We start from the raw sequence: 25,050 nt of genomic DNA on the forward strand, positions 1-25,050 counted from the left end.
GGGGCTTGAAGGTGTACGTGAAGCAGCCCGAAGGGAAAAGGGCATGCAGTTCACGGCATTGCTGCACCACATCACACCGCAATTACTGGCGCAGAGCTTTTATGCGCTTCGCCGCGATGCGGCGGTGGGCTAGGACGGCATGTCGTGGCGAGAATATGAAGAAGGTCTTCTCCAGCGGGTGACCAATCTGCACGCAAGGCTCCACAGTGGAGCCTATCGGGCAACGCCGTCACGGCGGGTTTTCATACCCAAAGCCGACGTTAGACTGCGCCCGTTAGGTAAACCGGAGACGTTCGATTTCCTGGGCTTCACACACTGCTGTAGCACCAACAGAAGCGGTGGGTTTCAAATACTGCGACTGACGGTCAAGAAGCGAATGCGTGCGACGCTGCTGGCTATTCGGGATGAGCTGAAGCGCCGACGTCACGAGCCTGTTCGCGTCGTGGGTCAGTGGCTTAGGCGAGAGGTAAGGAGTGCGAGTTAGCCTATGGATGCACCATTTCAGGCAAATCCTTTCATTGGCTGAATTGCTCGCCGAGCAGGGGCGTACAGTTACGGAAATTTAAGGCTCTGAGATTTTAAGAAAAGGATTGTCGGGGGGGATCGGCTCGAAAAGCAGCTTCGATTCCTCGATCAGATACCCCTTTAAGATGGTTTTCTTCCTGGGACCTCGGACTTGGCAGGCCCAGATGTTCAGACCGTCGTCACGCTTCCTATGGATCTTCAATTTCTCGAACTGCTTCTGCACCCAACGCCACTCTTCAGTTTCTTGATCGGCCCCCTGTGAAATACCAGGGAACTCTTGAACGTAGCGTTGGAAGAGGCCAGGTGTTACCAGAAACACCAAACCGCTCACGGTGTGCACCTTAGCCTTGCTGTCGTTGATGATCAGATGGTGGCTCAGGATGCCTTCCTTGACCCAGTCCAGGAAAACCTGACCTGGGGGACCTGAGCTTTCGATAGAGGGCTCTGGCGGTGCCTCATTGATTTCGGGCTCCACCGATTCGAACATGTCCAGCAACGTACCGAGGTAGTCGGCATCCTCCATCGCCAGTGGATCGGGTTGCGATGGACTTTGAGTCGAGCTTGGGCTGACAACCTCGGACGATACTGGTGATGCCGGTTTGTTAGTCGACTGGTCCTCGACGGCCACGCTTACCGTTCCGCTGAAAAGCGCGGGGCGGTCTTCGTTGCCCCAGATCAACGCCGGTTGAAGCCGGAGAAAAGTGAAACTCTGCCGCCAATCGCCCTGTGCCACCAGTGCGCTCCAGATGGCTTTGCCTTCCGGAGTCGACTCGACCAGTCCATGGGATTGCAGCTCGTCGAACACCGCGATGTTGGAGGAGGGAATGCCCTCAATTGATTGCGACAGTAGATAGGCTCGCAGCTTGTCGGTGACGGTCTTGCTGACGAGCCACAGAGCATCTTGAGTCAACCAACCCGCGGCACCTGGCTGGTTGAGTTTCAACTGGTGTTGAACCAGATGACGCAGTCCGCTGATCAAGTGATGTTGCAGCGAATGCGTCGGGGCCTGCAGTGCCTTGTTCGGGTTGCCACCGATGTTCTGCGCGGTGGAGACGCGGTCGGCTTGAATCACCAATTCACCGAGCACGCCGGCCCGTTCGTACTGACCGGCCAGGACATACAGTAGGCTGGCCCACAGCGCCGGAAAACCACTGAGCCAATCGAGGATCGGACGGTCGAGAATCTGGGTGTAGAGCAAACCTGCAGCGGCGCCGTGCAGGTGATAGTCGCGACCTTTGACATAGCGAAAACGGTAGGGCTGATCCAGGGGGCCGTGCCAAGGATGCCAAAGATGGCCATCCCGACGCTCGACCTGCAGGTCCACGGCGATCTTGCCGATGTCATGCAGCAGGGCGCCATAGGCGATGCCAGCCGACCAGGCATCGGTCTGAGCGGCTTGGTCTTCGGGTGCGGCGCCGGTGGGAAGCAGATACGACTGACGCAGTTTCAAACTGCAAGCGACCAGCTCCAGGCCATGGTCGAGCATGCCGCCGAGATACGCATGGTGGTGTGTCTCGCTGGCCGGGAGTTGCTGGACCTGTTCGGCGTAACGATGGATCGGATTTAAATAGAGCTGGCTGAACTGCGCGTGGGAGAGGGCGGTGTGCTGCCAAATCCGATCAAGCAACTGACGGCGGTGCTCCGCCGCTAACAAGCTGTGGGCCGACTCAACGGGTAGGTAACCTTCGGCGACGTTGACGGTCGGTGGCGGAGGGGGCTTCTGCCTTTTGTGGCGAAACAGACTGAGCATCGTGACCTCCGAGAAGTCGCTGGGTCAGTGGCCTTTTAGCCTTTTCGGATAGAGCTCTTACCCTTGAGTCCCCATTCCCTTCCAACCCTTACCCGTCCTTTTGGCGTGTGTCCCTTTGTGCGGCAATCGGAATACCGATTTTCTCCAAGTACCATTTTGCAGCGAAGCTTGGAGGGAGCCGGTAGATGCTGAGCCATGATTTCGCTGATCAGGTGCAGGCAATGATCCAGCGTCATGTCGCCGACTAAGAATGATCGGCGAGGTGGCACCGGTTCCCAGCAGTGGGGCGCTCAAATCAACGATCTGATTGAGACTGGGGGCAGTGAACCAATCGCGCTATCAGCGTATTGGGTAGCCGTATTCCGCCCTGTTAGTGAGCGTGTATCGCAACGTGCACTTTTTTGAAACACGGATGTTCCGATCGGATAGTTCGCTCAATAACCTTCTGCCGCTCTGAGCTTCTACCTAGCGCCGACAACCTTCACTTTGGAAGATCCTCCGCAAGCCAACTCTGAGTCTAAGTTCTTAAGCATTGGCGATGGATAGCAAGCTTTCGAATTGGCGTGGTATTTGCGTGCAGTTTCGGCATTCGTCTGTCGTACTTGGGGAAGTGAATGTCGCTATCAAGCAATTCCATGCAGTTATCCTCCGCCGAAAAGCATTGGTTACCCTGGTTTGGCAAGACCGGAAAACTGGCAATGAACTGGTCCTGCCGACTCAATCGGTCTGCCTACCCGGTGATTGAGCAGACATTCGAGGCTATTGCCGAAACCCGCGTCAAATTGCTGCACAACTGGACTCGGGAGCAGTGGGAACACTTGGCTGAACTGGCCGTAACCCTTAACCGCGACTTCTCCCATCTCGACAATCATCTGTTGCTGGACAAGCTTGGCCAGGCCGAGGACTTTTCCGAACTCTTTGTCGTCGATACCGGTGGCGCAGTCATCGCCTCGACCTGGAGTGGCCATGGCAAAAGCAGCCCCTGCAACGCCAAAGCACTGGCCGAAGGTTTGAAAGCACCGTTTCTCCACGGGCCCTACAGTGACCCTCTGACCTTGCAACTTGGTCCCTCATCATCGCGTTTTCACGATGAGGTCACGCTGATGTTCTACCAGCCCCTGAAGGCTGACGGCAAAGTACTTGGCTGTCTCTGCGGCCGCGTGCCGAACGATGTCTTGGGTGACCTGATCCAGCGTGAGGCCGGGCATATTTTTGCCGAGTCGGGGGATAACTACCTGTTCATGGTTCAGTCTCGCTTTGACCCGGCGATCCAACCTGGTGTCGCACTGTCCCGCTCACGCTTCGAGGACGGTACGTTCACTCACGGGGAGAACCTCAAGAGCGGCGTACGTACCCCCTGGAAGAGTGTGCAGATTCAGCGCCACACCGAACTGGAGCTGCGCTTTACTGACCCGGCGACCCAACAACTGCACCCTGGTGTACGAGAAACCATTCGCACCGGCTCCAATCTGTTCGTCACCTATCCCGGCTACTCGGACTACCGGCACATTCCGGTCGTCGGCAAGGGCGTTACTTTCCAACTGCCCGGTTCGCCTGACCGCTGGGGCATGATGTGCGAAGCCGATCTGGAAGAAGTCTATCGACGGCGCTCGCTGAGTTACGGGTTGATGAAACCTTACCTGGCAACCATGGTTGGTTTGTTCGCCTGCAATTTCCTGGTCCAGCACTACAGTGGTCTGGGGCAGAGCCTGATCGATGCTTGCGAGACTTTGAGCATGCTGGCGGCTGCGGTCCTGTTCAGCACTTTTGGCCCGAAGCGGTTGGCTGCGCGCCTAAATGAAATGACCGGTGTGATCAGGACCATCGCTGAAGGCGAGGGCAATCTGCGTCAGCGCCTCGACACCACGCGTATGGCCAACGACGAGACCGGAGATATGGGCCGTTGGATCAACAGTTTTATCGACCATCTGGATGCGGTCGTCGGGCAGGTGATCAAGGCCAGCTACAGCGTCGGCAAGACCAACCAGTTGATGCTTGGCCGTAGCCAGGCAGCCAACCTCACCTCTGGTGAAGTCGCGGATGCGGTGCATCGCATGATGATCATTGTCGAAGAGCAACTGGGCGAGATCCAACAAGCCTCAGCCAGTGCCAAACAAATGAAGCAAGCGATGGATGAAGTGGTCAGCCGCGCCCGCGAGCAGTTTCTCGCGGTGCAGGTGGGCACTCAGTCAATTCGCGATGTCGTGGAGCGCTCTTCTTCGAGCGTGCGTTTGCTTGACAGCCGGATGGCACAAATCGGCAATATCACCGGCTTGATCAGCGACATCACCAATCAGACCAACCTGCTGGCGCTGAACGCTGCCATTGAGGCCGCCCGTGCTGGCGAACATGGTCGTGGTTTCGCGGTAGTAGCCGATGAAGTCCGATCCTTGGCTTCGCGCACATCCCGCGCCGCTGACGACATCCGGCAGATGATCGAAGGCCTGCAAAGCGAAACGCAAAAAGCCGTAGGTTTTATGGAAAACGGAGTCAAGGATGTTGACAATAGCCTGCGCCTGGCCGAGGAGGCATCCTCGGAAAATGTGCAACTGCATCAGGCAGTGGAAAGCATGTTCAGCATCATTCAGCAGCTCAATGAACGCAGCCTAGACTATGGCAAAACGATCAAACAGGTCGACCAGTCGTCCGCAGAGATGCGCCAGACGGTTATCGTGCTGCAGGCCAGTGCTGAAACGGTAAGGCTCGACGCCAACAAGTTGCAAAAACTGGTGGGCCTGTTCGAGGTGAGCAACAACTCCCGGCGAAGTGCTGCTTGAGGCTTTGCCGCATACTTCAGAGTACGGCAGATCGGTGCAGAGCAAGGGGGTAGATCCAGGCCACCATCGAAGCGCTGGCTCATGTCTTTTGGTGAGGAATCCAGCTAATAAAAGACTGAAATATTGCTCACACTCTTGCTGTGGGGCGAGCACATCGATGATCTAGTTGGTGTTGGGTAAGGAGAACTTGGTACACTACGGTGCAAATTTTTGTGAGTCCTATCATGACCCTCACTGACGCCACGCTCGTGCTGCTGCTCGCGGCACGTATCCATGGGACCGACGAAGCCGTCAGGGCCTCGGCGAAGAGCGTGGTCAAGAAATTACCGCGCAGTAAACGCGATCTGATCTACAAGGTGATCGATAGCCGAAGTCCGCTCGAGTTGGTGGATTTTCTGGCGCAAAACCTGGATACGTAACAGCATGCTGGCGGTGTGCGCACATCTCATGTTCTTTGCGTCATAGTCCCGAGGCATTGGGATTTTTCTGGTCACAGAAAAAAGGGCCCAACCCGTGTCGGGCCCCGTGAAGCGTTTTCAGTGGTGAGGTAACGATTAAGCTCCATTGTTCATGCATGGCGAGTTGACTAGGACCACTTGCTTCGGTTGCTGCTCCAGGTTGAGCACATACTCCGATGCGCTTCGGGCCTGGCGACTGGCGCGGAAGATCGCGCGTTTGTCAGCCTTGAGCAGGCCGATCCAGGAGTCGATGTAGCTCTCGTGCCGCAGGTCCCCCTGTATACCGGCGTAGGCACATAAAAAAGCAGCGCCCATCTCGGCGATCAACTCCTCAAACGCGTAGCCTGGCGAGCCGAACGGACAGGCTGACGTCACGCCTTCGCGCTGCAACCGAGCATGATGCCCGGTCCAGTGCGTCAGCTCATGAAGTGCCGTGGCGTAGTACCCGCTTTCATCGTGAAATTGTGCTTTTGTCGGCAGTTGGATGAGATCCCTGATCGGGTGGTAAAAGGCTTCGTCGGCAGGCCGATGAACGATACGTGCACCTGAACTTAACAGCAGACTTTCCGCAACGCTGTTGGGCTGGAAGGGATCACTCTGTTCCGTCTCGAGCAGGGTTTCATTGAGCATTTCGAGCCCCTCCGTTTGCTCGATGTTGAACAGAAAATGTGTCCTGAGAATGCCGAAGTGAGCAACCTTGGGCTGCCCGTTTTCATCGAGTACGGGTTGGCCTGACTCGGTCTGTTCCTCGCGTTCCATCGGCTTGTAGAGCACCGCCAGAGTGCTGTGCTCACCCTTACGTATGTGCCCACCGGCCTTTTTAGCTTGGTTGAAGGTCAGCCAACGATCTTGAGTGAACCCCTGCAACCTGGCCTCGGCCCAGAGCAGCGGTAAATTGATGCCCGAATACGGACGTCGCGTGATGGCATTGATGGGGTAAGGTTGATGACCGATGTCAGCGGAGCCACTTGAGGACCAGGGTTTGATCCAGGGAGCAACGCCTTGGTCTAACGCAGTAACGATTTTGTCAGTTACGTCTTGGTAGATATCGCGCATGGCAATTTCCTCGAGATAAAAACGGAGGAACGCCGTGCCCGTCGGGGGAGGGTTCCCCGGTTGGGTCATGGGTTGGATTGATGCAGGTCTTGCATGCCGTCTGAGTGTGGAGGTGGGTGCGGCCCATTGCGCCTAGCGCTGGTGTTCTCCTGCAAGCGCTATCAGCAAGGCGGCAGGCTGACCCGGTTCTTGGAGTAGGCTCAGACTCAATTGCAGCAACGGGTTGTGGTCTAAATGATCGGTTGGTTCAATGTGGATTACCTCGAACAGCACGTAAGGCTGGTGTGGAAAGGCCAAGTGGGCTTCGAAGGCTGCGCGCAGTACGTGGCTCAACCGATCGACCTGCAGCTTCTCAGCGTGATCGGAGTGATCGAGCAGTACTGCGCGTTGCCACGCGCCAGGGGTGAACACGATGGGCAACCGAAGGGTGTTCAGTGTTTCCGGTGTAAGTGAGTCGGGCATGGTATGTCTCCGTTGAAAACGCGAAGAAACCTGTCCCATGCGGGGAAAGATTTCCCCGCGGTGGGTTGAAGAAAAACAAGAGGGCTTACCTCACGAGTAGCGCTCGAAAGGCGTTCAGGAGCGCAGTAGGCGTTCATCACCGTAGCAACGGTCACTGTGCGAGCCACCGAACGCTAATCGCACTTGGGGAGAACCATCATTGAAGTGACGTAGCCTTGAAGGTTCTGGCTACCTGGGAAAGTGCTGTCGATAACAGCGATCCGTACCTTGTATTTAGCCGGACGATTTATCTGGGTCAATCACTGTAGAGACGCTGTTTCACGGGGCTTGTCTTCTGGCTTCCAATGAGGATTTTTCGACCGGGGAAACTGATAAGCGGTCAGGCATGGGCCGTTTTCAGTAGTAGGCTATTACTCTTGGCTCAACCATGAAAACGCTCAGAAGAGGGCGAAACCATGCCGACTCAGCAACCTGTTCAGAGTTCGCGTGCCCACCGCTGGGCGTACGCCTGCGGTATGTCGGTGAAGCGTGGTTACCGTAGTTTGAAAACATTTGAATCCCAAGTGGTTGAGCGTGCGGAGACGACAGGTATGCCCGCAGGTAAATTACTTGTTCGCGGGAGTTTTCTGATTGCCAAACTGGCAATTATCGGAGGGCTGCTCTTTATCGGTTTCTGGCTGGTCGCTTTTGTTGTGGTGGTGATCGCTGTGATTGCCCTTCTGCAGTCCAAGTCTGTCATCGACACGGATTTTGAAGAGGTGAATCCAGGTCCTGACTACCTTGGGGCTAACTCCTATCTTGGCAACTACGATGACAATGGCCATTACATAGGTCATTTCAAATCATCTGATGACGTCAGGTAAGCTTCTTCGTAGCACCCATCAACTGATCCGTTCCTTTGCCCGCTGCACCATGCGCGGCTTTGCTTGCACCACCTAGCATCCCCTCAAGGCTGTTGCCGATCGAGTAGCCAGCCCAGCTCATGGCGACCAAAAACAGTCCAGGCAGCACCAAGAACATCGCCCCCATCACATACTCGATCACCTGCGCGGTGACAGTCCCATCCATAAACCCGGACGTAGGCAGCGACAACAGCAGTTGATTGGAAGCCGAAACCTGGTTGTACAAGGTATCGAGCATGCTGGAGTCGACCCAGCGAGCCAGTACCCACCAGAAGCTCAGCATGTGTAAGGTGAACAGCGCAAACGTCACCGTCATGACGGTCTTCAGCTGGTAGGTACTGACCAGCAGGATCAGCGGCAAGCTGATGATGACGCCCATGATCAGGAACGCCTGCACCATCGGCAAGGCGGCGCGTAGTGCATTCATTGCCGGGAAGTTGCTGAAGGAACCGAGGGCCAAGCCGGTGTTGGTGGCCAGGTTATTGAGCCCCTGATTGATCGAACCGCCACGAGCGCTGGAGCCGTAGTCCTGATACACCTGTCCGGGCGACATGGACATCGATTGCTGGCGCGGGCTGACCAGCTCGCGCAGGGTGGCATCTTCGATCTCGTTGCTCGAACGTCCAGTCAACCAACCTTTCAGCTGAGTCAGCAGCGAGGGGGCGACCTGCTCGATCAAGCGCTCGCGCAAGCCAACACCGCTATCACTCCACCACTGCTTGCAGGTGGGGTAGCCCGCGCCATTCTCCAACCGCGGCAGGGAAACATCGCGGTTGTCGTCATACGGCCAGCTGACTCTCGGTGTGCGTGAGCGATCCGTATCGTAGTAGCCGGGTGTGTCGAGAAAATAACTTGAGCCGATCCAGGAGGCGTCGTGACTTTGTACCTTGTCCAACAGCGGACGGTTGGTGAATAGCCGAGAGCGGGAATAGCCGTAGCAGTCGCGAGTGAAATCGGCGACTTCCTGCAGCAGTACCTGACTGTCGATACGCGAGCTGTCGATCTCCATGCGCATCTGCCGAATATCCGGTACGCAAGGAATGGAGGCGGTGGCCGCCGCGGTCACCCCTTTGCTCAAGGCATGCACCAGAAACCACCAGATCGGCACGTTGGCGGAGCGTTCGCCGATAGTATTGAAGGTCGTCCCCCAGGCGGTTTCCGTCGGTTGGGCCACACTCACGCCGCAGCGCTGGCTCGCCACATCATCGAACGTCATTGACGAGAGGCTCAACGGAAAGACCGGCGCGCAGCCAAACAACACGACGATGTAGGCCAGCCACAACCGGTTCTCGATCCGCGGTACCGAGAGCAGCCCCTTGTTGCCTTCATCCGCGCCTTGCTGACGGGCCGATAACCATTCTTGCAAAATGATCGCGCCGAAGGGCGCGGCAAACAACCCGGTGTCGGACAGGACGCTCCAGAGGCCGTTGTTGATGATCCAGGCCAGCAGGGAGAGGTAAAACTCCAGGTAGCTGTTGGTGCTCATGAGCATGTTGGTGACCTCACAGTCGGGTGAGTTCGACGCAGGTAATGAGCACGAGCCCTAATGTCCCGATGCGTTTCACGCGCAGTCGATCCTGGGGTCGATGTCGGTAGCGCCGAAGCAGACCCCACCAGAGCGCAAAGAGGGCGCCGTAGAGCAGGGCACGCCACCACCGCAGATAGGGTCGTACGGATTCGAATGCCTGCTGCCAGGCCTCGAAACTACCCAGCACAGCGCGGCCGATCCATGCGACCAGTGCGGCGGTCAGGATCATCACCGCGGCAATCCCCGAACTCGCAAGCAAAGTGAATAGCGGTGAGCGTTTCATGGCTCACTTGCGCCTGGCGTCAGCATCATTGAGTCGGCCCGGCTCAGGGTCGCCTTGCTCGACGGTGCGCGAAGCATCAGCACCGCCGGCATGCCGATCGAGCACCAGGCTGGCGGTATTGGTGGTTAGCATCTGCCGGACCTGCAGTTCGGTCTGCAGCAGGCGGATTTCACGCTCCAGAGCGTCGATGTTTTTCGTCAAGGCGGTCTGGGCCGGTTCGGCGGAAGCGATGTTCGGCTCGTGACTGCCCGCCAGCAGGGTGCGCAGTAGCAGCAACGCTTTGTCGAGCACGCTGGACAAGGCCGTCTCACTGGCCAGGCGCCGTGCCAACAGATCCTGATCGGGATCGTCGCGCAGGGCTTCAACCACACCACGAGTCACCGGCAGCATCGGGCTGGAGGCTTTCGCCAGGTTGTCAGGGGTAGGCGGCAGAGAGCCAGACAACAGCCCTTGCAGGGCCTTGAGGCGCTCGTTATAGGCCTCCTGGATCAGCGGCGTCAGTCCGCTGCCAGCGGTCGCACGCAGAGTTTCGCAGCTGTCGCAGGTCGCGACTTCGCTCTCGCCCAACACCCGAACGGCCCAGTCGGACTCCTCTTGGGGCGAAGCCCATGTCTGGCAAATAGCGCCACCCAGGCAATCGCTGCTACTGATCGAGGCACTGTCGTCCACCGTCCGGTTATGCAGCAAGTTGTAGCCCGCACGCACCACGTCGGAGGTCACCCGAATGGGCGTCTGCCCATCACCACCAGCCTTCGAACCGCCGACCCAGGTCACTCCATTGTTGCCGTTATGGGCCTCGGTATTTTTCACCGCGGCCACTGCATCGCCGCCGGTTTGCTCCAGGTTGCCTTGCATTTCTTGGTTCTTGGCCAGTGCACCCCAGCCGGCTTGACCTACTTTGTCCGCCATCTTTTCGGCCATGGCCTGACAGGTCAGCTTGGAACGGTCGAAGTCGATACGACCTTGCATCACTCCGTTGCTGAGCAACTCATAGAGTCCTGGATTGGCGCGCTGGATGATCAACGCCGGCAGCGACATCACCGCTTGGGTCGCGTTCTGCACGACGCTACCCATGATCTGCTGAAAACCTTCGGTGACGCCGTTCAGCTGGTTTTGAAGGGTGTTGGTGAGGCTCATGTTTCCGCACATCATATTCGCTCGCCAAGATCCGCCGATACCGAGACCGCTGGGTCGGTAAAGCGAGCTCGGTGAGCCGACTGCCGAACCGCCTCCAATGGTGTACATGACTCGGTCGTCGAGTACTTCGCCTTGAGTACCCAGGCGGTAATCGCCCTCGGCGGCGTGGGCATGTGTGCCCATGGCGAGCAGTCCACAGAGCAACAGGCTCATCACGCCCAACCATGGTCGCGCGCGAAGCCGACTCATGAAGCGCCTCCTTCGAAGTCGATGCTGAACAGGAAGGTCTGTCCCTCACGTTTGCAGCAGCTATAAGGACGCCACAGCGACCAGGCGTAGCCGCCATCCGCGCTTTGTTCCGGATCGCTGGGGAAGATGGCGCACGTAGGCTGCACCTGGGGGTAGAGCAATTGCCATTTGTGGGTTGATGCATCGTTTTCAACGATAGGGCCAGGCGGCCAGTAGCCGTCGCGTTTGGCGGGCGTGAGCGGTAGGTACACATGAGGTTGCCAGCCGCGGGTAATCACATCACCGGCCCGTTGTGCCATGACTGCGGCTGCCTTGAAATCGTCGGGCTGTACCAGAAAACCCTGCCGGGGATAAACGTTGCCCCACATGTTTCCTAAAACTTGACTACCGACTTCGCGGACCCCTGGCACAAGTGACTCGGGGTAGAAATTTTCCGGGATGCCATGGCGCCAGGCCAGTGAGTCCAAGGTACTCAAATAGTAGGGCATGAATGCAGTTGCACCGCTGGCGCAGGCATAGCCGGATTGAGAAGCCAGTTGCGTGGCGACCCAACCACCAGGGTGGCCGATGCCATCAACGTTCTTGAAGCGGGGCAGGTTGTTGCGGTGGGGGTTCGGGGTGATCAGGTTGCCGCCACCTTCCGCACCGCTGACGGGAGAGGAAAGGGTGGCCATCTCGATCCAGGGGTTATTGCCCGTGGCGGTGTAGCTTGAGACCACCAGTTCAGGAATGAAATGACGAACCTTGGTCGAGGTTTTGACTGTGCAGCCGAACGGTGTGCAGAGCAGCCAGAAGCAAATGCCGACGACCCTGTATTCGAGGCAGTCTGGCGAAAGCACGGAGGACGTGATGCTTCCGGTGTCCAGCGCCATGCTTGGACCGCATGCCAGCAGGATGCTCAGTGCCAAGGGTCTTAGCTTTGCGGGAGATATTGACGAGCAGACGGCAGTCATAATCCAGGCTCAATATGTATGGCCTGGGCAGATTCGGTGAGGGGCTGGAGATTGTCAGCGGAAATTATGGAAGCGGGTGTATCGGGTTTGCGAGACGTGAGACTATTATTTGACGTGAAGGAAGCTGCGAAGGATGTCGGGTTCCACAAGTAACTGATCTGCCGTAATTTCCAAAATATTGGCGAGCTTGCACAGAACCAACAGCGACGGATTGCCCGTGCATCGTTCGATTTGACTGACGTAGGTGCGATCCACCTCGGCCATGAGCGCGAGCTGCTCCTGGCTAAGGTTTTTCACGCGTCGCATCAAGCGGATATTTTCCGCCAGCCGCAGACGAAGCTGTTCGTAGTCTTGAGTCATGCGCGCAAATTGCGCCTTGAGGGACTCTCAATCCACGGGATATAGTCTGCATTAGCATTGCTCTATGCGATTTGAATGCTTATGGCTGGTACCTAGAGCCTATATGTTTTCGAAGCTGGCCTTTGCGTCTGAAAATAAATCAGAAATTTAGGGTGTATATGGACGAAAACTACATTTCAATTCCGCCGGCGGATGGTTGTCCAAGTCTTTTGACGCCGTGGGGTAGCGAATTTTCCTCAATGATTGAGCGTGGCGTGCAATGCGCCCAGGCTTGGCTTGATGCGCCTGGCGAAATTCCGCTGTGGTGGGAGCTGGCGCAAACCCGCAAGTCCTTCCCTGTCGGTGACTGTCAGGATGCCTTTGAAGCCGGATTTTTGTTGAGGGTTCAGCAGCGTCTCCGGGGAGTACGGCAATAACCGTTATCTCGTTTTAGAGCGCTGAATAGATTTACCTATGCAGGGTCTATTCCTCGCGCTCTATCGATTCGTTCCGCTACCCGAAATGCCGCTTCCAGCTCGGAGCAGACGTTCTCCTGCATCAATGTCCAGCGCTCGGCTTTTTCCTCGGGCTCAGTCATGGCCAGGGCGAGATAAAGACTGGGTGGTACGGCCCGAAACAGCGTCTCAATTTTTTTCGATAGCACGACCCCTTCGGTGTACTTCCCCGGCTCCTTGCCAGCGGACAGCAGCAAGGCTTTTTGCGCAGACGTGAGCTTTTTGAACCGTGCGATTTCCTCAATCTCCGCGGGCGGCATATTCAAGCAAATCCACCATTCGATCATGTTGAGCATGGTCTGCGCAGCCGTTGGAAAGTCGGCAAGGTTTTGCGTCGCCAGCCAGAACCAGGCGCCGAGCTTGCGCCACATCTTCGTGCCCTTGACCACGAAGGGCGCCAGCAGCGGGTTCTTGGTAATGATGTGCCCCTCGTCGGTGACCATGATGATTGGTCGGCCCAAGTACTGGTCGCGCTCGGCGAGGTTGTTTACGGTGTTCATCAGGCTGATGTAGCTAATGGACATCTGCGCCTCATAGCCTTCGCGAGCGTAAGTGGCGAGGTCGACGATGGTCACATCGCTTTCCGGCCACGGGGTGCCTTCACGGTCGAAGAGCTCACCCTCGAAGCCCTGGCAAAAGAGATCGATGGACTCGCCCATTTCCTGTGCACGTTCGCGACGTTTTTCCGGTAAGCGCGAGTCAGCAGCGACGCGCAGCAAGGCGTCGCGCACGTCGCGGGTCAGTACTTGACGGCCTGCTGCGGCACACGTCTGCGTCGCATCGAGAATGCACTCACGGATCAAGCTGCGATCGGCTCGGCTCAGACGCGCATCTTCCTTGGCCTCGCCGCCGGTGATCATCAGGCGGGCGGTGATCTCCAATTCGCCGAGAATATCGCGCTGGTCTTCGCGACTGGCTACCGCCTCATCATCCCACTCATCAACCGACAGACTTGCCACCTGATCTGGCTGCTCGACCAGACGCCAAGCGTCGACAAAGGGGGCGAGGCTGACCGAGGCACCAGGTTTCAATTGGACCTTGTTGACTGACAGGCCCTGTGTAGCGAAGTAGTCGCCCTGCAAGCCGAATGAGTTGCCGGCTTCGACGATAAACAGGCGAGGGCGGTACACGGCCATGACCTGCATCAGCAGGGTGACCAATGTGGCCGACTTGCCGGCGCCGGTCGGGCCGAACAACAGCAGATGACCGTTCATGGCCCGATCCAGGCGTGACAATGGGTCGAAGCTCAATGGCGAGCCGCCGCGGTTGAACAAGGTGATGCCCGGGTGGCCGGTACCGGTGCAGCGGCCCCAGACTGGAACGAGGTTCGCCAGGTGTTGGGCGAACATCAGGCGGGTGTACCAGTTACGCGTGTCGCGGGCCGGGCTGTAAGCCATCGGCAACCAACGCAGGTAGCTGTTGCAGGCGGCGACCTCATCGCCTTCACGTACCGGTTGCAGCCCCGCGCCCAACAGCGCGTTGGCCAGGCTGACCGAGCGCTGGTGCAATTGCTGTTCGTCGTCACCGCGTACGTAGAACGCCAGGGTTCCTCGGTACAGCTTGTGCTGGCGGCCGATGATCGCGCGAGCCTCTTCGACATCCTGACGAGTCTGGGTCGAGGCCAGGTTTTCACCGATGGCTTTGCGGGCCAGGCGGTTCAACTGATCCTCAAGCACGTCCTGAGGCTTGACTACCAGGGTCAGACTCATCACCGTGCCTTCAGGTAACTGGTCGAACAGCGCATTCACCGCGTCGCCTTTGCGGGTTTCGCCAGTGAGTTGACCAATCAAGGGCGCTCGGCGCAGCTTGTCCACTACCATCACCCGGTGGGGCTGATCGTCGAAATACCAAAGTCCGCGCTGCACATCCGAACACGGCTCATTGAAAAATAGCCGTTCAGCGAAGTCGTGATCGAAGGGCAGTTCCAGCGACTCACCGTCGCCCGACTCCGGATAGGCCACGCGACGGTAGAACGCCTCGGGCGCCTCATCGGTGAGCGTGGGTGCCGGATTGAACCAGGGCACTAACCAGGCATACAGACCTCGGCCATCGACTCGCGTCGATTGCACCCCGCATGCTTGCAGCGAGGCACCGATTCGTTCGCAAGCCTGATGCAGGGATTGTACCGAAGTGAGTCCCGTCTCCTGCGCATCGGACTCAAGCCAGCGATAGACCACCAGGCGCACCCTCCGGTTGTTACCGCGCCAGGGCAGGCGCGTCACCACCTGATCCTCAAACAGACCGCCGGGCTTGGCGATGGCCTTCAGATGACGGCGGCTGAGCTCCAAATATGCCTCGGTGAAGACCGTGCCTCGTGCTCTATCTTGGATATAGTCGGTGAACCGGGTCAGGTAGGGGGTGAAGTCGTTGTCGTCCTGGCAGAAAAACTGCGCCACCCAAGGCGCTTGATCCAGCTCGTCAAAGCTATCTTGCAGGGCGTCTTCGAGGGCGTCGCGGACCGCCATCAGCCAATCGGGTTCGCGCCCTTCGGTGCCGATGGGCAGCAACTCGAACACCGCACCCACCGAGCGATTGTCATCCAGTAGAAAACACTGCTCAGTGTCGAGGTATTCGACCCAAGGCAGGTAATCGGTGAGGCTGGGGTTGTGCGCATAGAGTGCGGCGTCATCGGCCACCGTGGCGCGCGGGCGTAATGGGTGGCGCCAGGCTTTCCACGCAGGAGTGCGGCTGCCCGAATCGCCGGTACGCACTACAAGTCTTCCTGACGTTCACCCGGCAATGCGTACTGCACCCGTTGGTAGAACGGAAAGACGGTCGAGTAGCCCGGGACCGGTGCCTGCTCGGTACCACTCAAATGCGGATACATGTACAGCACCAGATCGGGATTGGGCAGGCGAGGGAACAAGTTGTGGATCTCGTTCGCCGCTGTGCGCGTGTACGGTTCCTGGAGAGCAACGGAGAAATCTGGCTGGGCCAGCGGACGGCGTAACTGCTGCCGAGCATCCAGCAGTTGCTGCTGAGTGCCTTGCGAACCGGCGCCGTTCCAGATGTCCAGCATGGTTTGCTCACCGTGAGGCAGAAGCGTTTCCTTGTCGGTGGAACACCCCGTCAGGACCACGCAGAGCACGCTAATCCAGCTGAGGCAGAGAGGCATGGTCTTTTTCATGGCGAACGCTCCGGCCCTTGGGCTCGTAGTCGATGGTGATCTCATGGTCGAGGTGCAGTGCGACTTTTGCTGCCGGGGGGACGTACACGGCAGCAAAGGCCTCGCCATACAGCTTGTTCACCCACTCGCGGATGTCGCTGACACCACCACTGAGGATTGAATTCAACGCGCTGTTGCCCGTACTGTTGGTGACCCCGAGCGTACTGCCCCCCGAACTGATCACGCTGCTGTTGTTCTGCTCATCCCCGAGCAAGGCAGCGACCCCGGCGCCAGCTGCGGTGATCAAGCTCTGGCTGCCAAGGTACTGTTGGGCGTTCGAGCGGCGCTCGCCGGCGATGCAAGGAATGCCATACGGATCGGACAAGTAACCGAGTCCACCGCGGATCTTGTCGGTGTTCGAGCTCTGGGTGGTGGAGGCATTGCGGCTGGCGACTGCCTTCGGCTGAGGCACCGTGCGAATGGTGCCATCGGTAAACACAAAGGTGATTGACTCGACCTGTCCGCGCACGCAAGACAGGGTCCAATCACCGGATGCGGTGCCGCTCATCACGGCGCCCGCGACGTCCGGCAGGTCGATGCCGTTGGCCGTCAGATTCTCGGGACCGACCAGCACCTTGAAGGGATAGGGATCATTCACTGTACCATCCACCGGCACTCGGCCGATCAGCGCGGTCATGGCGACCGAGCCCATTAGCGTGGCGTTTTCAGGAATGGTGTAGACCGGCTTCGCACCTTCGGTACGATCAGCGGATCGTGTCAGGTCACGTTCACCCTGGGTGACTGCACGTAGCTGTTTCTGGCTGCGATCAATCGCATTGTCTTTCAAGCCTTCCAGAGAGTTGAAAGCGGTAGGCAGGCTCAGTGCGGAGGAAGTCGTGGTTTTGCCTCCGGCGTTGGTGGACGAAGCATCCGAGGGTTCAATCCACTGCAGCGTATCAGTGGCAGAGTGTCGCCCTTCGAACTGAGCCCCATCGCCAGGCTCTAGCCCCAATCCGATCGGCATGTCCTTGCTTTTGCCGGTCAGCCCCGACAACTGTTCCTGCAATTGCGTCAGTAGACCGCGAGCCTGGCGACTGTCTTGTTCCGCTTTGAGTCGGGCCTCATTGGCTTGTCGGCGGCCTTCATCGACCTGCTGAGTCACGCTGCCAAGCGCGGTCTGGATGCGCGAATCAACACTGCTTTCCCGCTCACGCAGGCGGTTGTTCTCCGTCAACAGCGAATCGTTGTGTTTCTTCAAACTGAGCATGTCGCTGCGCATGGCCTTCACCTGGCCGACCAGGGTGGCGACCGTGTCGCGTGGGGTATCGCCCGCAATGCCGAGCGACTTGGCTTGCTCGGCGGATAACTGAAGATTGCCCTGATCAACCGGGTGCTCTGGAGAGGGAGTACTACCCGCGACCCAGCTTTTCAGGATGATCACCACCACGGCCAGCAGCGCAGCCGGTACCAGCCATTTGAGCAAGGCGTTAGCCTTCATCGTCAGCACCTCGCGCAACGGGCGGGAGCAGCACGGCGTGTTCGAGGCCGCCACCGCGGGTGACGAAGTAGGCAATCGTGGTGTCTTCAGCGCTGCCGGCAGGTCCGAGGAAAGCATGCTGGAAGGTGGCGGCGAACAGGGTGGCCTGAAGTCGACGCGGATCGAGTCGCACTGTCGCTGAACCACGATTGCGCAACTTCACCGCCGTCACCCAGTAATCACCGAGTCGCCAGGCGGCGATGGGCGTGCTGGACACGTTTTCGGTGGGCAGCAGAGACGGCAGTTCGGTGCGCAGCTTGAGCGGTACGCGGCGTACGCCGGGCAGGGACTCCACGGTGCGCAGCGGCGCGTACAGGCTCTGTGCGGCATAGCGCGTCAAAGCGACCGGGATCGGTGTACGTTCTGGAACAGGGACGGTGCTGGATTCAGCCTCGGTAGCTTGCACCGTAACATTCTTGAGAATGCGCACGGGCTCCAGCGGTTGATCGCCGGGTGTGGCCGCGATATCCAGAAGGATGATCTCGCCCGTCGTGACCGATTGCAGTTGCAGTCGGGTCGGTGCAATGGCTTCCGACGCGCGCAGGTACAGCGTGCCTCCGGTTGACTGCACGCGCAGTTTGCCGGTTAGGGTTGAGGGCACGCCAACTCGAACATCCTCATCGACAAAGACCACCCGCTCCTGATTGATCACCAGCGGGACTGCGAGGGGGAGGCGTTCCCAACGCATCAACTCGACGGCCTGCGCTGCAGCTCCCCATAACATCAGTGCGACGGTGAGTCCCAGGGTAGACATGCGCTTCATGGCTCACCTCCAGGCAGGGAGATTTTTTCCGGAGTGCCTTGATAACAATCCAGCGCCAGTCCCCACTTGTTGCGTTCGGGATCCAGGTCAAAACGCACCACGCGCAATGGATATCGCACCACCACCCGTTTCACCGGTTCGGCGGCGTAATACTCATCGGCATTGAGGTCGAGCCTGACCAGCCAGCTGTCGCGGTCGAGTTGCTTGACCCTGAGTTCCGGATCTTCGCTGTAACCTCGGCCCAGAATCTCGTAGACACCACGCACCCGCTGACGCAGTTCGCCAGCAGCCTTGCGGTACTCATAGTCACCATCGAGGAAAGCCTTGCAAGAGGGGGTCAGGTAGGACTGCAAGCCATAGATAGCGCGGCGATAATCCTGCTCGCCATCTGAGGGCCAGCGGTTGAGCTGACCAAAGATGTACAGGGCAAAGGCATACACATTCTCTGAGGGGATATCCCACCACTTGCGAGTGCTGCCCGAGCGCAGATCTGGCGGCACATGCACGGTCAGATCGGTCGGTGCCGAGCGCCAGCCATACCAGAGCCCGGCACAGAGCAGGGTCAGGATCATTACCGCCAGGCGCAGGCTGAAGATGTGGGCCTGCTGGGCGTCCACCTTGTTCCGAAAACGACTCATGGCTGGCACCGGGACAGGGCAGGGCGCAGTCGACGCGAACGGCGAACGGTCCAGGCGCCGGAGTGGAGAATCAAACTGCCGCGCCCCAGGCGCCAACGGTTGGCGAGTATCCATTCGAGCTTGCGGTACAACCAGGTCTCGGGGCGAGCCCGTTTGGCCCGACGCAGTAGTGTGCCACCGGCAAATAACACCACCGCCATGCCTGCGATCATGCTGGTCGGCGCCACGGCAATGGAGGCGGTGGCGATCGCCAGAGGAACGCCTAGCAGCAGGCCAATGACAGCGCCAGTGCCGAGCGCTACCCACATCTCATCATTGGTTAAACCGCGCAACACGGCAGGATCACGATTGAGTCGCTCCGGCAGAAAGACCAAGGTGCCGTCGGCAAGACGTTCGATAGTGTCGTTCATGCCAACCTCACAAAATCGCGGCGGCCTTGGTCAGGAACCAGATGATGATTACCACCAGCAGGGCCCCGATGCCGACCACAGCGCCGAGATCCTTCCAGGTCTTGCGCTGGTTCTGGACGTCTGCATACACCGTCAGCGAATGCCAGGCGACACCGAGAAATGCGAGCAGAGCGATCAGCAGACCGAGCAGGATGCCGCCGTCGTAGGCGTAGTTTTTGATTGTCTCGATCAATCCGGATCCTTCGCCGCGGGAAGGCGCTTCCATGGTCGGTAGCTCGGCAAAAGCTAGGCCTGGACCAAGGACCAGCAGCAGACCGATCAAGCGTTGGCTTGTACGATCACGCAGGTTGTTTTTGATAGGGACAAGGCACTTGAGCATGATCGCGATCTCCGATATTAGGACAGGGTGAAGAACATCAAAATCAGCAAGGCGAGCAGTACGCGCGCAGTACTGCCGCCAAAGGCACCAAAGCGCATGCTTCCTGTCGCCCAGCCCCGGTAGGCCGTCCATACCACCCAGGCACACCAGAGCAACGCCAGGACCAGAACCACGGACAGCCAGAGGGTCGAACTGCTCTGCGGTGCGAAGCCGGAGGCGTTTTGGAAAGCTGAGTTCTGCGCGTCAGTCATGCTCATGGCGACGGCTCCGCGGTCGGCGTGTCGAGGCGGTAATCGCCGACTAATTCACTGGGGTCGCGGGGTTGAACGCGGGATGGGGATAGGTAGGCTTGGACTCCGTGACGGATGCGTTGGATATCCTGGATTAAGCGCGGATAGTCGAAGCGATAGCGTTCGTGTGGTTCAGCCGTATTGGCTGCCTCAGCACGAGCGGCAAGGCGTTCGATGGTGTCGAGTTGCCGCTGGATAAGGCTGAGTTGGACCTGCTCTTGGTCGGACGTGGCATAGCTGCTGCCATGGACGATAGCCAGCGAGAGCAGTAACAAGCAGCGAAAGATGGTAGTTGGCATGATGCTGGCCCATATGGATCTGGGAGCAGAATCAAGTCAGAAGTCGAATTATTCCGTAAGAAATTTGACGTCTGATGAATCGCTTTTTCTGGGGAAGGAGCGGGTGAGGGGGGCTTCGTCGTATTGGTGGCAGCTATGCTGGAGAAGGTTGCTTGAACGTCGGGACGTACGTAATGCAAATGGAATTGGCTTCTGATTAAAGGAGTTGCGCACCAGGTACGCCACAAACCCCAGCCTCAAAAAAAGGGGCCAAGTCGGTAGAGGGACGACCGTTCAGCGTCCACAAGATCTAGAGATAACATAGGTGTCCAAGGCATTTTTACGGCCTTGAACGTTTGGCCCCTATAAATACCTCATCTACGAATTTTTTTCTGCGGTGGTCATTTTAACGGAAGTACGGGGTTGATTTTTTGGACAGTACCCCCATCTGTCTTGCTCGATCCAGGGCATTCTGCTTGATACAAGAAATTGCAGCATAGGTCGTCATAGATAATAACCATCTAAAGAGTTGACGGTATGAAGAAACAGCAATTCAGCATGCAGATCCAGGTCACGCCCGAAAATCGTGAGTTCATAGAGTTTTATCAGCAATGGAGCACCGCAATACCGACACTGTTTTTTTTGGATCTTTGCACGATCAGTCACATCAAGGATTCGCTTGAGCGTGACCCGGATGACATCTTGACAGAACCGCCATCTTTAGCCGATTTAAGGCTGAATGACCTGCCGCAAAACGGGATTTCCTACCTACCTGCTCTCATGGAAAAGGCTAGCGACACAAATAGCAATTTCAGTGTAGAGGGGCTGATTGACGAAGCTGGGCGAGATCTGACCGCTCTTAAGCGGTTTTTCAAGCATGCCAGGCTAGTCGAGAGCGTGGAACTGGTATCCACGTACGTGACAGACCTCAAGGGTGTACATCCAGAAATCCTAGGCCCTAGTTATCATGAGTTTCTAAATTTCGTTAACAGTCTGCAAATCTTCAATAAACCTGCGGCTTCTAAAAGACTCGAAACGGTCAAAGCGATCTGTGATCAAGCAGGCAGCCTTGGGATTCACAAAGGTCACCCGTTGATTTTGGCTTCGCTGGCATGCATTTATGGTTGTGTAGCTGCGAAAAAGGTTTTTAAGTTCAAGCAAGACCCGAGTAAGTTCAGCTCAAGCAATGCCTTGGGTGACATTCAGATCATCCAACGGATCGGGAAGTTATCGCAGTTGATCGAGGGAGAGGGAAGAAGAACGCCAGGTGGTTTTCTCAGAACTCACTTTGTCACCGACGATACGCATCTGAAGGATTTTTATAAATACTTTTTCATCAACGAGGTCACTTCTGACGAAATCGGCGACTCTACAAGGACGACTTACGAAATGACGGTTAAAGCGGACAAACTTTTTCCGGATCTTTTCAATGAGGACGGGTCCGTCAAGGGCGATGCAGAAAACGAGGAGCTTTTGAAGATTTATGCCTTTGTAGGGTTTCCTGTCGAAACACCTCCGACTGAGGATGCCTAAGTCGGCAGCCGTAGACACTCGACGTCAAACGCGGGGCTAGATCAAGAAGGGGGCCGCTTTAGCGTCCACCGGACAGGCAATAAATCAGACATGACCGGACACATCAACAGCCTGAATAGCCACACGCGATCTATCGGATTGCCAAGGCTTACGGGCTTATCGTTGAGACGGGCAAGCCTGTGGTTTTTCCACTTTGAATCAGTGGGTTCACTGAATCCTGCCTAGTTATAGGAATTGTCTTAACTAAAGGTACTTAGAGGTATTTTTTGAACGTTGTCGCTGTGATCGCAACTGCTGCTCCAAGCATTACTGCGCAAGGCAAGAAAATAGCTATGGGATTGAGCGAAAAAGGCAGGGATAAGTAAATGATCCATGGCACGAACAGCAGTGGCATTACCGTGCGCTTGGCGCGGTGATAAACAAAACTGCTTTCTCGGCCCGCGCCAAATTTGCGTAGGTCGCGGCGCATCAAGCCATCGACAAAACCGGTGAACGAGGCCAACAAAAATAGTGGTGTGGCCAGGACTAGAATGGTCAGGCGCACCACGAAGGTGAAGGTGACATACACCGCCGCCAGCACGAAATCCTCAATGCTTAGGTAGAGCTGATTGATCCAGCTCCAGAAGTCGTTGCCCTGGTTCGACACCCGCGCCTGCTGGGCAAAATCTGCAAAGCCAGTCTTGACCAACAACCATTGGTTGAGGAGGTCCAGCCACTGGACAATCGTCTGCCCAGGCTGTTGGAGGATCAGTGACGATTTGAAGTGCTCGCTGAGCCACCCCAGTTCGTTGGTCAGCATGGCCTGACTATGTCGCCAGCCATGATCGCCCCAGAACAGCAGTAGACCTGCGAACTCGATGAGGATCGAGAACAGCAACGAGGCAATCAGCAATCCGATGATGCGCAGGACCAGGCTGATCGCCGAGATGATCAACCCCGGGCGCTGGATCGGTTGTGGCGGCGTGTTCTGGACGGAAGTCGCCATCGTTCACTCCATTGCGCGCTGCAGTGTTGATGTCGTCACGACACCTTCTGGATAGTTTTCTGCTGAATCGAAACCTGTGGCAGGGGCGGGCTACCCCACCTGATCCAGATCGAAGTTTGTTGTTGGGCCGCCACCGCTTGCGCTCCACCATTGCCCTGCCTGCTCGTTGTAGGTGGCCCGCATTCGTTGGGTGAGCTCCTGCAGGTCCTTGGGCATGGCATCGTCGTTGGAGGGTTTTGGCAATGGCATGCGGACTTTCCAGAGCTGCCCACCGGCCTGGAAGGAGAACATTTGCCCTTTGGGCAAACTGACGATATGAGCAGGCTCGATCAGCGGCACACTGGTGCTGCTGACACGGTCCTGTGAGGACGAGGTGAAATCCGTGTTGGCCTCAGGATCGGAGGTGTCGGTGGCACCTGACACCAGGGTTTTGGTCAGCACGTTGACCTTGGGCAACTGCTGGGTGAGCAACTCCGCAGTGGCGGTCTCGCGTACGCGGAGCATCTGCAAGGTATTGAAGTTACCAATGACCTGACCGGCCTTGGCGCGGTTACCAATGCGCGCTTCGATATCACTGAGGGTCTGGGTGTAGGCCGTCACCTGGATGCCGGCGCCACCGCCCTTATTGATCAGCGGAATGAACTCATCGCCCATCAACTCGTTGAACTCATCGGCGTGCAGGTTTATCGGCAACTTGTCACTGTTGTTACCCGATTGGGGCAGGCCGTGGTCAATGCCATGTTTGTAGATGTGGCCCGCGACCGAGACCAAATCAGCAAACATGGAGTTGCCTACTGCGGCGGCCACCTCAGCATCTGTCAGCGCGTCCAGGCCGACGTAGACGATGCCGCGCTTACGGATGATCTGCATCCAGTCGAAGATTGGTCGCGGGTCATCTAAATCGGTGTAGTTGGGGGCCAGTAACTGGGCGGTCTTGCCGGTGGTGAGTTTTTCCAGCAGCGGCAGTAGCGAGGCAACGATTTTGTCGAAGTAAGTACGGTCATATCGTACCGCCGAACGCAGTCCATCCAGTACCGGATCAAATACCCGCTTCACCGCCAGGTACTGCTCGATGGCCACCACACGCTTTTCGCGCCCGATCATATGCCGGGGGATGTTCTTCTCGGTGAGCTTGCCTTCAAGCTGAACGATCACCTCCCACGCCTTCGCGTCGGTCTTGGCGAAAAACTGCTGGGCGTACTCGATGAACAGTGCGTCGATGTTGACCACATGCCGTTGGATCTGCAGGTAGTCCGGACGCCGGCCTAACTCGATCAGGGCACGGGCAATGATGTTGACGAAACGCCAGGCAAACTCGCGAAAGGCCGCGGAATTACCTTCGCCGCTGAGCTGCCCAGCAATGCGTGACGCCACTTCCGAAATGCGTCCGAAACGTCCCACCGCGTTGTAGCGCGCGGAGATTTCCGGCCAGCCCAGATGGAAAACATAGAATTCCTTTTCCCGACCGGCCCGTTTAGCTTCGACGCACATCCGCTTGAGCAAGTCAGCATCGCCCTTCGGATCGAAGACGATGACCACCTCATGTTCGATGCGATGAATGTCCTGGGTGATGTACACCTCGGCGAGCCGCGTCTTGCCGACACGGGTAGTGCCGAGCACCAGGGTGTGTCCGACCCGTTCGCCCAGCGGTAGACTGACCTCCGTTTCGTCGGGCTCGACTCCATGCAACAGCGGCGAGCCACCTACGGGGGGTAGAGGGCGCAACGGATTGAAGGCACTGTCCCAGGCCGTGACACGGGCCAGTATCGAGAGTGGAAACGGTGCATGCTCCAGGCGCCGTTCGAGTCCACGGGCCAGGCGGTAGCTGGTCGGTTGGTCGACATAGTGGGCGACCGCCGGATCCTGGGCCTCGACCAAGCGCTGGGTGTGCAGGCGGGTCCAGCGAAATCCTCGGCCCATGAACAGACGCTTGCGGCTGACCGGAATCTGCCGACTGGTCAGCTCGTAGCGGGGCAGCCGACGGATATTGCGCCGATAACGCAGCACCTCCCAAGCTTGTCGCAGCCGGATAAGGCCGAACAGGGCATAGGCCAGCGCTGCAACCAGACCGATCTCGGGTGACAGGGCCACAGCCCAGGGCGAGTACACGCACAACACCGCGGCAGCGATACAGATTGCTACGGTATACAGCTCCACCGCTGGCCGGAGCTTGGACTCCATCGCATGCTCGGCCATG

The 25,050-nt window shown here is 57.7% G+C and carries 24 protein-coding genes; 5 read left to right on the plus strand and 19 right to left on the minus strand.

Annotated features, from left to right (window positions below; all coding sequences use genetic code 11):
• Positions 1-562: 562 nt before the first annotated feature.
• Positions 563-2,275, minus strand: a complete 1,713-nt coding sequence (gene mobH / locus K5E40_RS23565) for a MobH family relaxase (protein WP_221732863.1) — start codon at positions 2,273-2,275, stop codon at positions 563-565.
• A 2,129-nt stretch (positions 2,276-4,404) separates the two neighbouring features.
• On the opposite strand from mobH, the gene K5E40_RS35700 reads away from it, so the two are divergent.
• Both K5E40_RS35700 and K5E40_RS23575 read left to right on the plus strand, forming a co-directional pair.
• A complete protein-coding gene (locus K5E40_RS35700) occupies positions 4,405-5,052 on the plus strand; it encodes a methyl-accepting chemotaxis protein (protein WP_409339146.1) in 648 nt (215 codons plus the stop codon).
• A gap of 224 nt (positions 5,053-5,276) precedes the next feature.
• Complete coding sequence (locus K5E40_RS23575; protein ID WP_093432593.1) at positions 5,277-5,471, plus strand: hypothetical protein; 195 nt, start codon at positions 5,277-5,279, stop codon at positions 5,469-5,471.
• Between the two features lie 135 nt (positions 5,472-5,606).
• On the opposite strand, the gene K5E40_RS23580 is transcribed toward K5E40_RS23575, so the two are convergent.
• Entirely contained in the window at positions 5,607-6,566 is a 960-nt protein-coding gene (locus K5E40_RS23580) for an ArdC family protein (RefSeq protein ID WP_221732865.1), read from the minus strand.
• A 132-nt stretch (positions 6,567-6,698) separates the two neighbouring features.
• Positions 6,699-7,028, minus strand: coding sequence for a hypothetical protein (locus K5E40_RS23585; protein ID WP_221732866.1), 330 nt, complete (start codon positions 7,026-7,028; stop codon positions 6,699-6,701).
• Positions 7,029-7,483: 455 nt separating this feature from the next.
• Here K5E40_RS23585 and K5E40_RS23590 point away from each other — a divergent pair, with 455 nt between their 5' ends.
• Positions 7,484-7,891 (plus strand): DUF3742 family protein, encoded by a 408-nt coding sequence (locus K5E40_RS23590; protein WP_221732867.1) that lies wholly within the window; start codon positions 7,484-7,486, stop codon positions 7,889-7,891.
• Here the strand turns inward: K5E40_RS23590 and K5E40_RS23595 are convergent.
• From K5E40_RS23595 to K5E40_RS23615, 5 genes are all read right to left on the minus strand, one after another.
• A complete protein-coding gene (locus K5E40_RS23595; RefSeq protein ID WP_221732868.1) occupies positions 7,884-9,422 on the minus strand; it encodes a conjugal transfer protein TraG N-terminal domain-containing protein in 1,539 nt (512 codons plus the stop codon). The genes K5E40_RS23590 and K5E40_RS23595 overlap by 8 nt on opposite strands.
• A 10-nt stretch (positions 9,423-9,432) precedes the next feature.
• Positions 9,433-9,741 (minus strand): hypothetical protein, encoded by a 309-nt coding sequence (locus tag K5E40_RS23600; protein ID WP_221732869.1) that lies wholly within the window; start codon positions 9,739-9,741, stop codon positions 9,433-9,435.
• 3 nt (positions 9,742-9,744) lie between these two features.
• The gene (locus K5E40_RS23605; RefSeq protein ID WP_221732870.1) at positions 9,745-11,127 is read right to left on the minus strand and encodes an integrating conjugative element protein; all 1,383 of its coding nucleotides are present in this window, start codon (positions 11,125-11,127) and stop codon (positions 9,745-9,747) included.
• Positions 11,124-12,080 carry a TIGR03756 family integrating conjugative element protein gene (locus tag K5E40_RS23610; RefSeq protein WP_221732871.1) on the minus strand — a complete coding sequence of 319 codons (957 nt, stop codon included), beginning with the start codon at positions 12,078-12,080 and terminating at the stop codon, positions 11,124-11,126. The genes K5E40_RS23605 and K5E40_RS23610 overlap by 4 nt, the downstream gene beginning before the upstream one ends.
• A 105-nt stretch (positions 12,081-12,185) precedes the next feature.
• Complete coding sequence (locus K5E40_RS23615) at positions 12,186-12,440, minus strand: helix-turn-helix domain-containing protein (RefSeq protein ID WP_042558349.1); 255 nt, start codon at positions 12,438-12,440, stop codon at positions 12,186-12,188.
• A gap of 158 nt (positions 12,441-12,598) precedes the next feature.
• Between K5E40_RS23615 and K5E40_RS23620 the strand changes: the two genes are divergently transcribed.
• Positions 12,599-12,856 carry a LasR-specific antiactivator QslA gene (locus K5E40_RS23620; RefSeq protein WP_042558350.1) on the plus strand — a complete coding sequence of 86 codons (258 nt, stop codon included), beginning with the start codon at positions 12,599-12,601 and terminating at the stop codon, positions 12,854-12,856.
• 35 nt (positions 12,857-12,891) lie between these two features.
• Here the strand turns inward: K5E40_RS23620 and K5E40_RS23625 are convergent, their stop codons facing one another.
• Genes K5E40_RS23625 through K5E40_RS23665 form a run of 9 tightly spaced genes read right to left on the minus strand, consistent with a single transcriptional unit; the run spans position 12,892 to position 20,356 of the window.
• Complete coding sequence (locus tag K5E40_RS23625; protein WP_221732872.1) at positions 12,892-15,645, minus strand: conjugative transfer ATPase; 2,754 nt, start codon at positions 15,643-15,645, stop codon at positions 12,892-12,894.
• Positions 15,645-16,061: a TIGR03751 family conjugal transfer lipoprotein gene (locus K5E40_RS23630; RefSeq protein ID WP_221732873.1), complete on the minus strand. Its 417-nt coding sequence runs from the start codon at positions 16,059-16,061 to the stop codon at positions 15,645-15,647. The genes K5E40_RS23625 and K5E40_RS23630 overlap by 1 nt, the downstream gene beginning before the upstream one ends.
• Positions 16,024-17,538, minus strand: coding sequence for a TIGR03752 family integrating conjugative element protein (locus K5E40_RS23635; protein WP_221732874.1), 1,515 nt, complete (start codon positions 17,536-17,538; stop codon positions 16,024-16,026). The genes K5E40_RS23630 and K5E40_RS23635 overlap by 38 nt, the downstream gene beginning before the upstream one ends.
• Positions 17,528-18,340 (minus strand): TIGR03749 family integrating conjugative element protein, encoded by an 813-nt coding sequence (locus K5E40_RS23640; RefSeq protein ID WP_221732875.1) that lies wholly within the window; start codon positions 18,338-18,340, stop codon positions 17,528-17,530. Before K5E40_RS23640 ends, K5E40_RS23635 begins: the two co-directional genes overlap by 11 nt.
• Positions 18,337-18,978 carry a PFL_4703 family integrating conjugative element protein gene (locus K5E40_RS23645; RefSeq protein WP_221732876.1) on the minus strand — a complete coding sequence of 214 codons (642 nt, stop codon included), beginning with the start codon at positions 18,976-18,978 and terminating at the stop codon, positions 18,337-18,339. Before K5E40_RS23645 ends, K5E40_RS23640 begins: the two co-directional genes overlap by 4 nt.
• The gene (locus K5E40_RS23650) at positions 18,975-19,388 is read right to left on the minus strand and encodes a TIGR03750 family conjugal transfer protein (RefSeq protein ID WP_221732877.1); all 414 of its coding nucleotides are present in this window, start codon (positions 19,386-19,388) and stop codon (positions 18,975-18,977) included. The genes K5E40_RS23645 and K5E40_RS23650 overlap by 4 nt, the downstream gene beginning before the upstream one ends.
• A gap of 7 nt (positions 19,389-19,395) precedes the next feature.
• On the minus strand, positions 19,396-19,767 hold the full coding sequence (locus K5E40_RS23655) for a TIGR03745 family integrating conjugative element membrane protein (protein ID WP_221732878.1): 372 nt from the start codon (positions 19,765-19,767) through the stop codon (positions 19,396-19,398).
• A 17-nt stretch (positions 19,768-19,784) separates the two neighbouring features.
• Positions 19,785-20,024, minus strand: coding sequence for a TIGR03758 family integrating conjugative element protein (locus tag K5E40_RS23660; RefSeq protein WP_221732879.1), 240 nt, complete (start codon positions 20,022-20,024; stop codon positions 19,785-19,787).
• The gene (locus K5E40_RS23665; RefSeq protein WP_221732880.1) at positions 20,021-20,356 is read right to left on the minus strand and encodes an RAQPRD family integrative conjugative element protein; all 336 of its coding nucleotides are present in this window, start codon (positions 20,354-20,356) and stop codon (positions 20,021-20,023) included. Before K5E40_RS23665 ends, K5E40_RS23660 begins: the two co-directional genes overlap by 4 nt.
• A 516-nt stretch (positions 20,357-20,872) precedes the next feature.
• Here K5E40_RS23665 and K5E40_RS23670 point away from each other — a divergent pair.
• Positions 20,873-21,868: a hypothetical protein gene (locus K5E40_RS23670; protein ID WP_221732881.1), complete on the plus strand. Its 996-nt coding sequence runs from the start codon at positions 20,873-20,875 to the stop codon at positions 21,866-21,868.
• 253 nt (positions 21,869-22,121) lie between these two features.
• Here K5E40_RS23670 and K5E40_RS23675 read toward each other — a convergent pair whose 3' ends face one another.
• A complete protein-coding gene (locus K5E40_RS23675; RefSeq protein ID WP_221732882.1) occupies positions 22,122-22,853 on the minus strand; it encodes a TIGR03747 family integrating conjugative element membrane protein in 732 nt (243 codons plus the stop codon).
• A 90-nt stretch (positions 22,854-22,943) separates the two neighbouring features.
• The gene (gene traD, locus K5E40_RS23680) at positions 22,944-25,049 is read right to left on the minus strand and encodes a type IV conjugative transfer system coupling protein TraD (RefSeq protein WP_221732883.1); all 2,106 of its coding nucleotides are present in this window, start codon (positions 25,047-25,049) and stop codon (positions 22,944-22,946) included.
• Position 25,050 lies beyond the last annotated feature (1 nt).

Source organism: Pseudomonas baetica, assembly GCF_019733355.1.
GTDB lineage: Bacteria > Pseudomonadota > Gammaproteobacteria > Pseudomonadales > Pseudomonadaceae > Aquipseudomonas > Aquipseudomonas baetica_A.

Excerpts from the sequence above, each read along its gene's own strand:
- mobH (WP_221732863.1), bottom strand. The coding sequence starts at position 2,275 with ATGCTCAGTCTGTTTCGCCACAAAAGGCAGAAGCCCCCTCCGCCACCG.
- K5E40_RS35700 (WP_409339146.1), top strand. The coding sequence starts at position 4,405 with ATGGATGAAGTGGTCAGCCGCGCCCGCGAGCAGTTTCTCGCGGTGCAG.
- K5E40_RS23575 (WP_093432593.1), top strand. The coding sequence starts at position 5,277 with ATGACCCTCACTGACGCCACGCTCGTGCTGCTGCTCGCGGCACGTATC.
- K5E40_RS23580 (WP_221732865.1), bottom strand. The coding sequence starts at position 6,566 with ATGCGCGATATCTACCAAGACGTAACTGACAAAATCGTTACTGCGTTA.
- K5E40_RS23585 (WP_221732866.1), bottom strand. The coding sequence starts at position 7,028 with ATGCCCGACTCACTTACACCGGAAACACTGAACACCCTTCGGTTGCCC.
- K5E40_RS23590 (WP_221732867.1), top strand. The coding sequence starts at position 7,484 with ATGCCGACTCAGCAACCTGTTCAGAGTTCGCGTGCCCACCGCTGGGCG.
- K5E40_RS23595 (WP_221732868.1), bottom strand. The coding sequence starts at position 9,422 with ATGCTCATGAGCACCAACAGCTACCTGGAGTTTTACCTCTCCCTGCTG.
- K5E40_RS23600 (WP_221732869.1), bottom strand. The coding sequence starts at position 9,741 with ATGAAACGCTCACCGCTATTCACTTTGCTTGCGAGTTCGGGGATTGCC.
- K5E40_RS23605 (WP_221732870.1), bottom strand. The coding sequence starts at position 11,127 with ATGAGTCGGCTTCGCGCGCGACCATGGTTGGGCGTGATGAGCCTGTTG.
- K5E40_RS23610 (WP_221732871.1), bottom strand. The coding sequence starts at position 12,080 with ATGACTGCCGTCTGCTCGTCAATATCTCCCGCAAAGCTAAGACCCTTG.
- K5E40_RS23615 (WP_042558349.1), bottom strand. The coding sequence starts at position 12,440 with ATGACTCAAGACTACGAACAGCTTCGTCTGCGGCTGGCGGAAAATATC.
- K5E40_RS23620 (WP_042558350.1), top strand. The coding sequence starts at position 12,599 with ATGGACGAAAACTACATTTCAATTCCGCCGGCGGATGGTTGTCCAAGT.
- K5E40_RS23630 (WP_221732873.1), bottom strand. The coding sequence starts at position 16,061 with ATGAAAAAGACCATGCCTCTCTGCCTCAGCTGGATTAGCGTGCTCTGC.
- K5E40_RS23635 (WP_221732874.1), bottom strand. The coding sequence starts at position 17,538 with ATGAAGGCTAACGCCTTGCTCAAATGGCTGGTACCGGCTGCGCTGCTG.
- K5E40_RS23640 (WP_221732875.1), bottom strand. The coding sequence starts at position 18,340 with ATGAAGCGCATGTCTACCCTGGGACTCACCGTCGCACTGATGTTATGG.
- K5E40_RS23645 (WP_221732876.1), bottom strand. The coding sequence starts at position 18,978 with ATGAGTCGTTTTCGGAACAAGGTGGACGCCCAGCAGGCCCACATCTTC.
- K5E40_RS23650 (WP_221732877.1), bottom strand. The coding sequence starts at position 19,388 with ATGAACGACACTATCGAACGTCTTGCCGACGGCACCTTGGTCTTTCTG.
- K5E40_RS23655 (WP_221732878.1), bottom strand. The coding sequence starts at position 19,767 with ATGCTCAAGTGCCTTGTCCCTATCAAAAACAACCTGCGTGATCGTACA.
- K5E40_RS23660 (WP_221732879.1), bottom strand. The coding sequence starts at position 20,024 with ATGAGCATGACTGACGCGCAGAACTCAGCTTTCCAAAACGCCTCCGGC.
- K5E40_RS23665 (WP_221732880.1), bottom strand. The coding sequence starts at position 20,356 with ATGCCAACTACCATCTTTCGCTGCTTGTTACTGCTCTCGCTGGCTATC.
- K5E40_RS23670 (WP_221732881.1), top strand. The coding sequence starts at position 20,873 with ATGAAGAAACAGCAATTCAGCATGCAGATCCAGGTCACGCCCGAAAAT.
- K5E40_RS23675 (WP_221732882.1), bottom strand. The coding sequence starts at position 22,853 with ATGGCGACTTCCGTCCAGAACACGCCGCCACAACCGATCCAGCGCCCG.
- traD (WP_221732883.1), bottom strand. The coding sequence starts at position 25,049 with ATGGCCGAGCATGCGATGGAGTCCAAGCTCCGGCCAGCGGTGGAGCTG.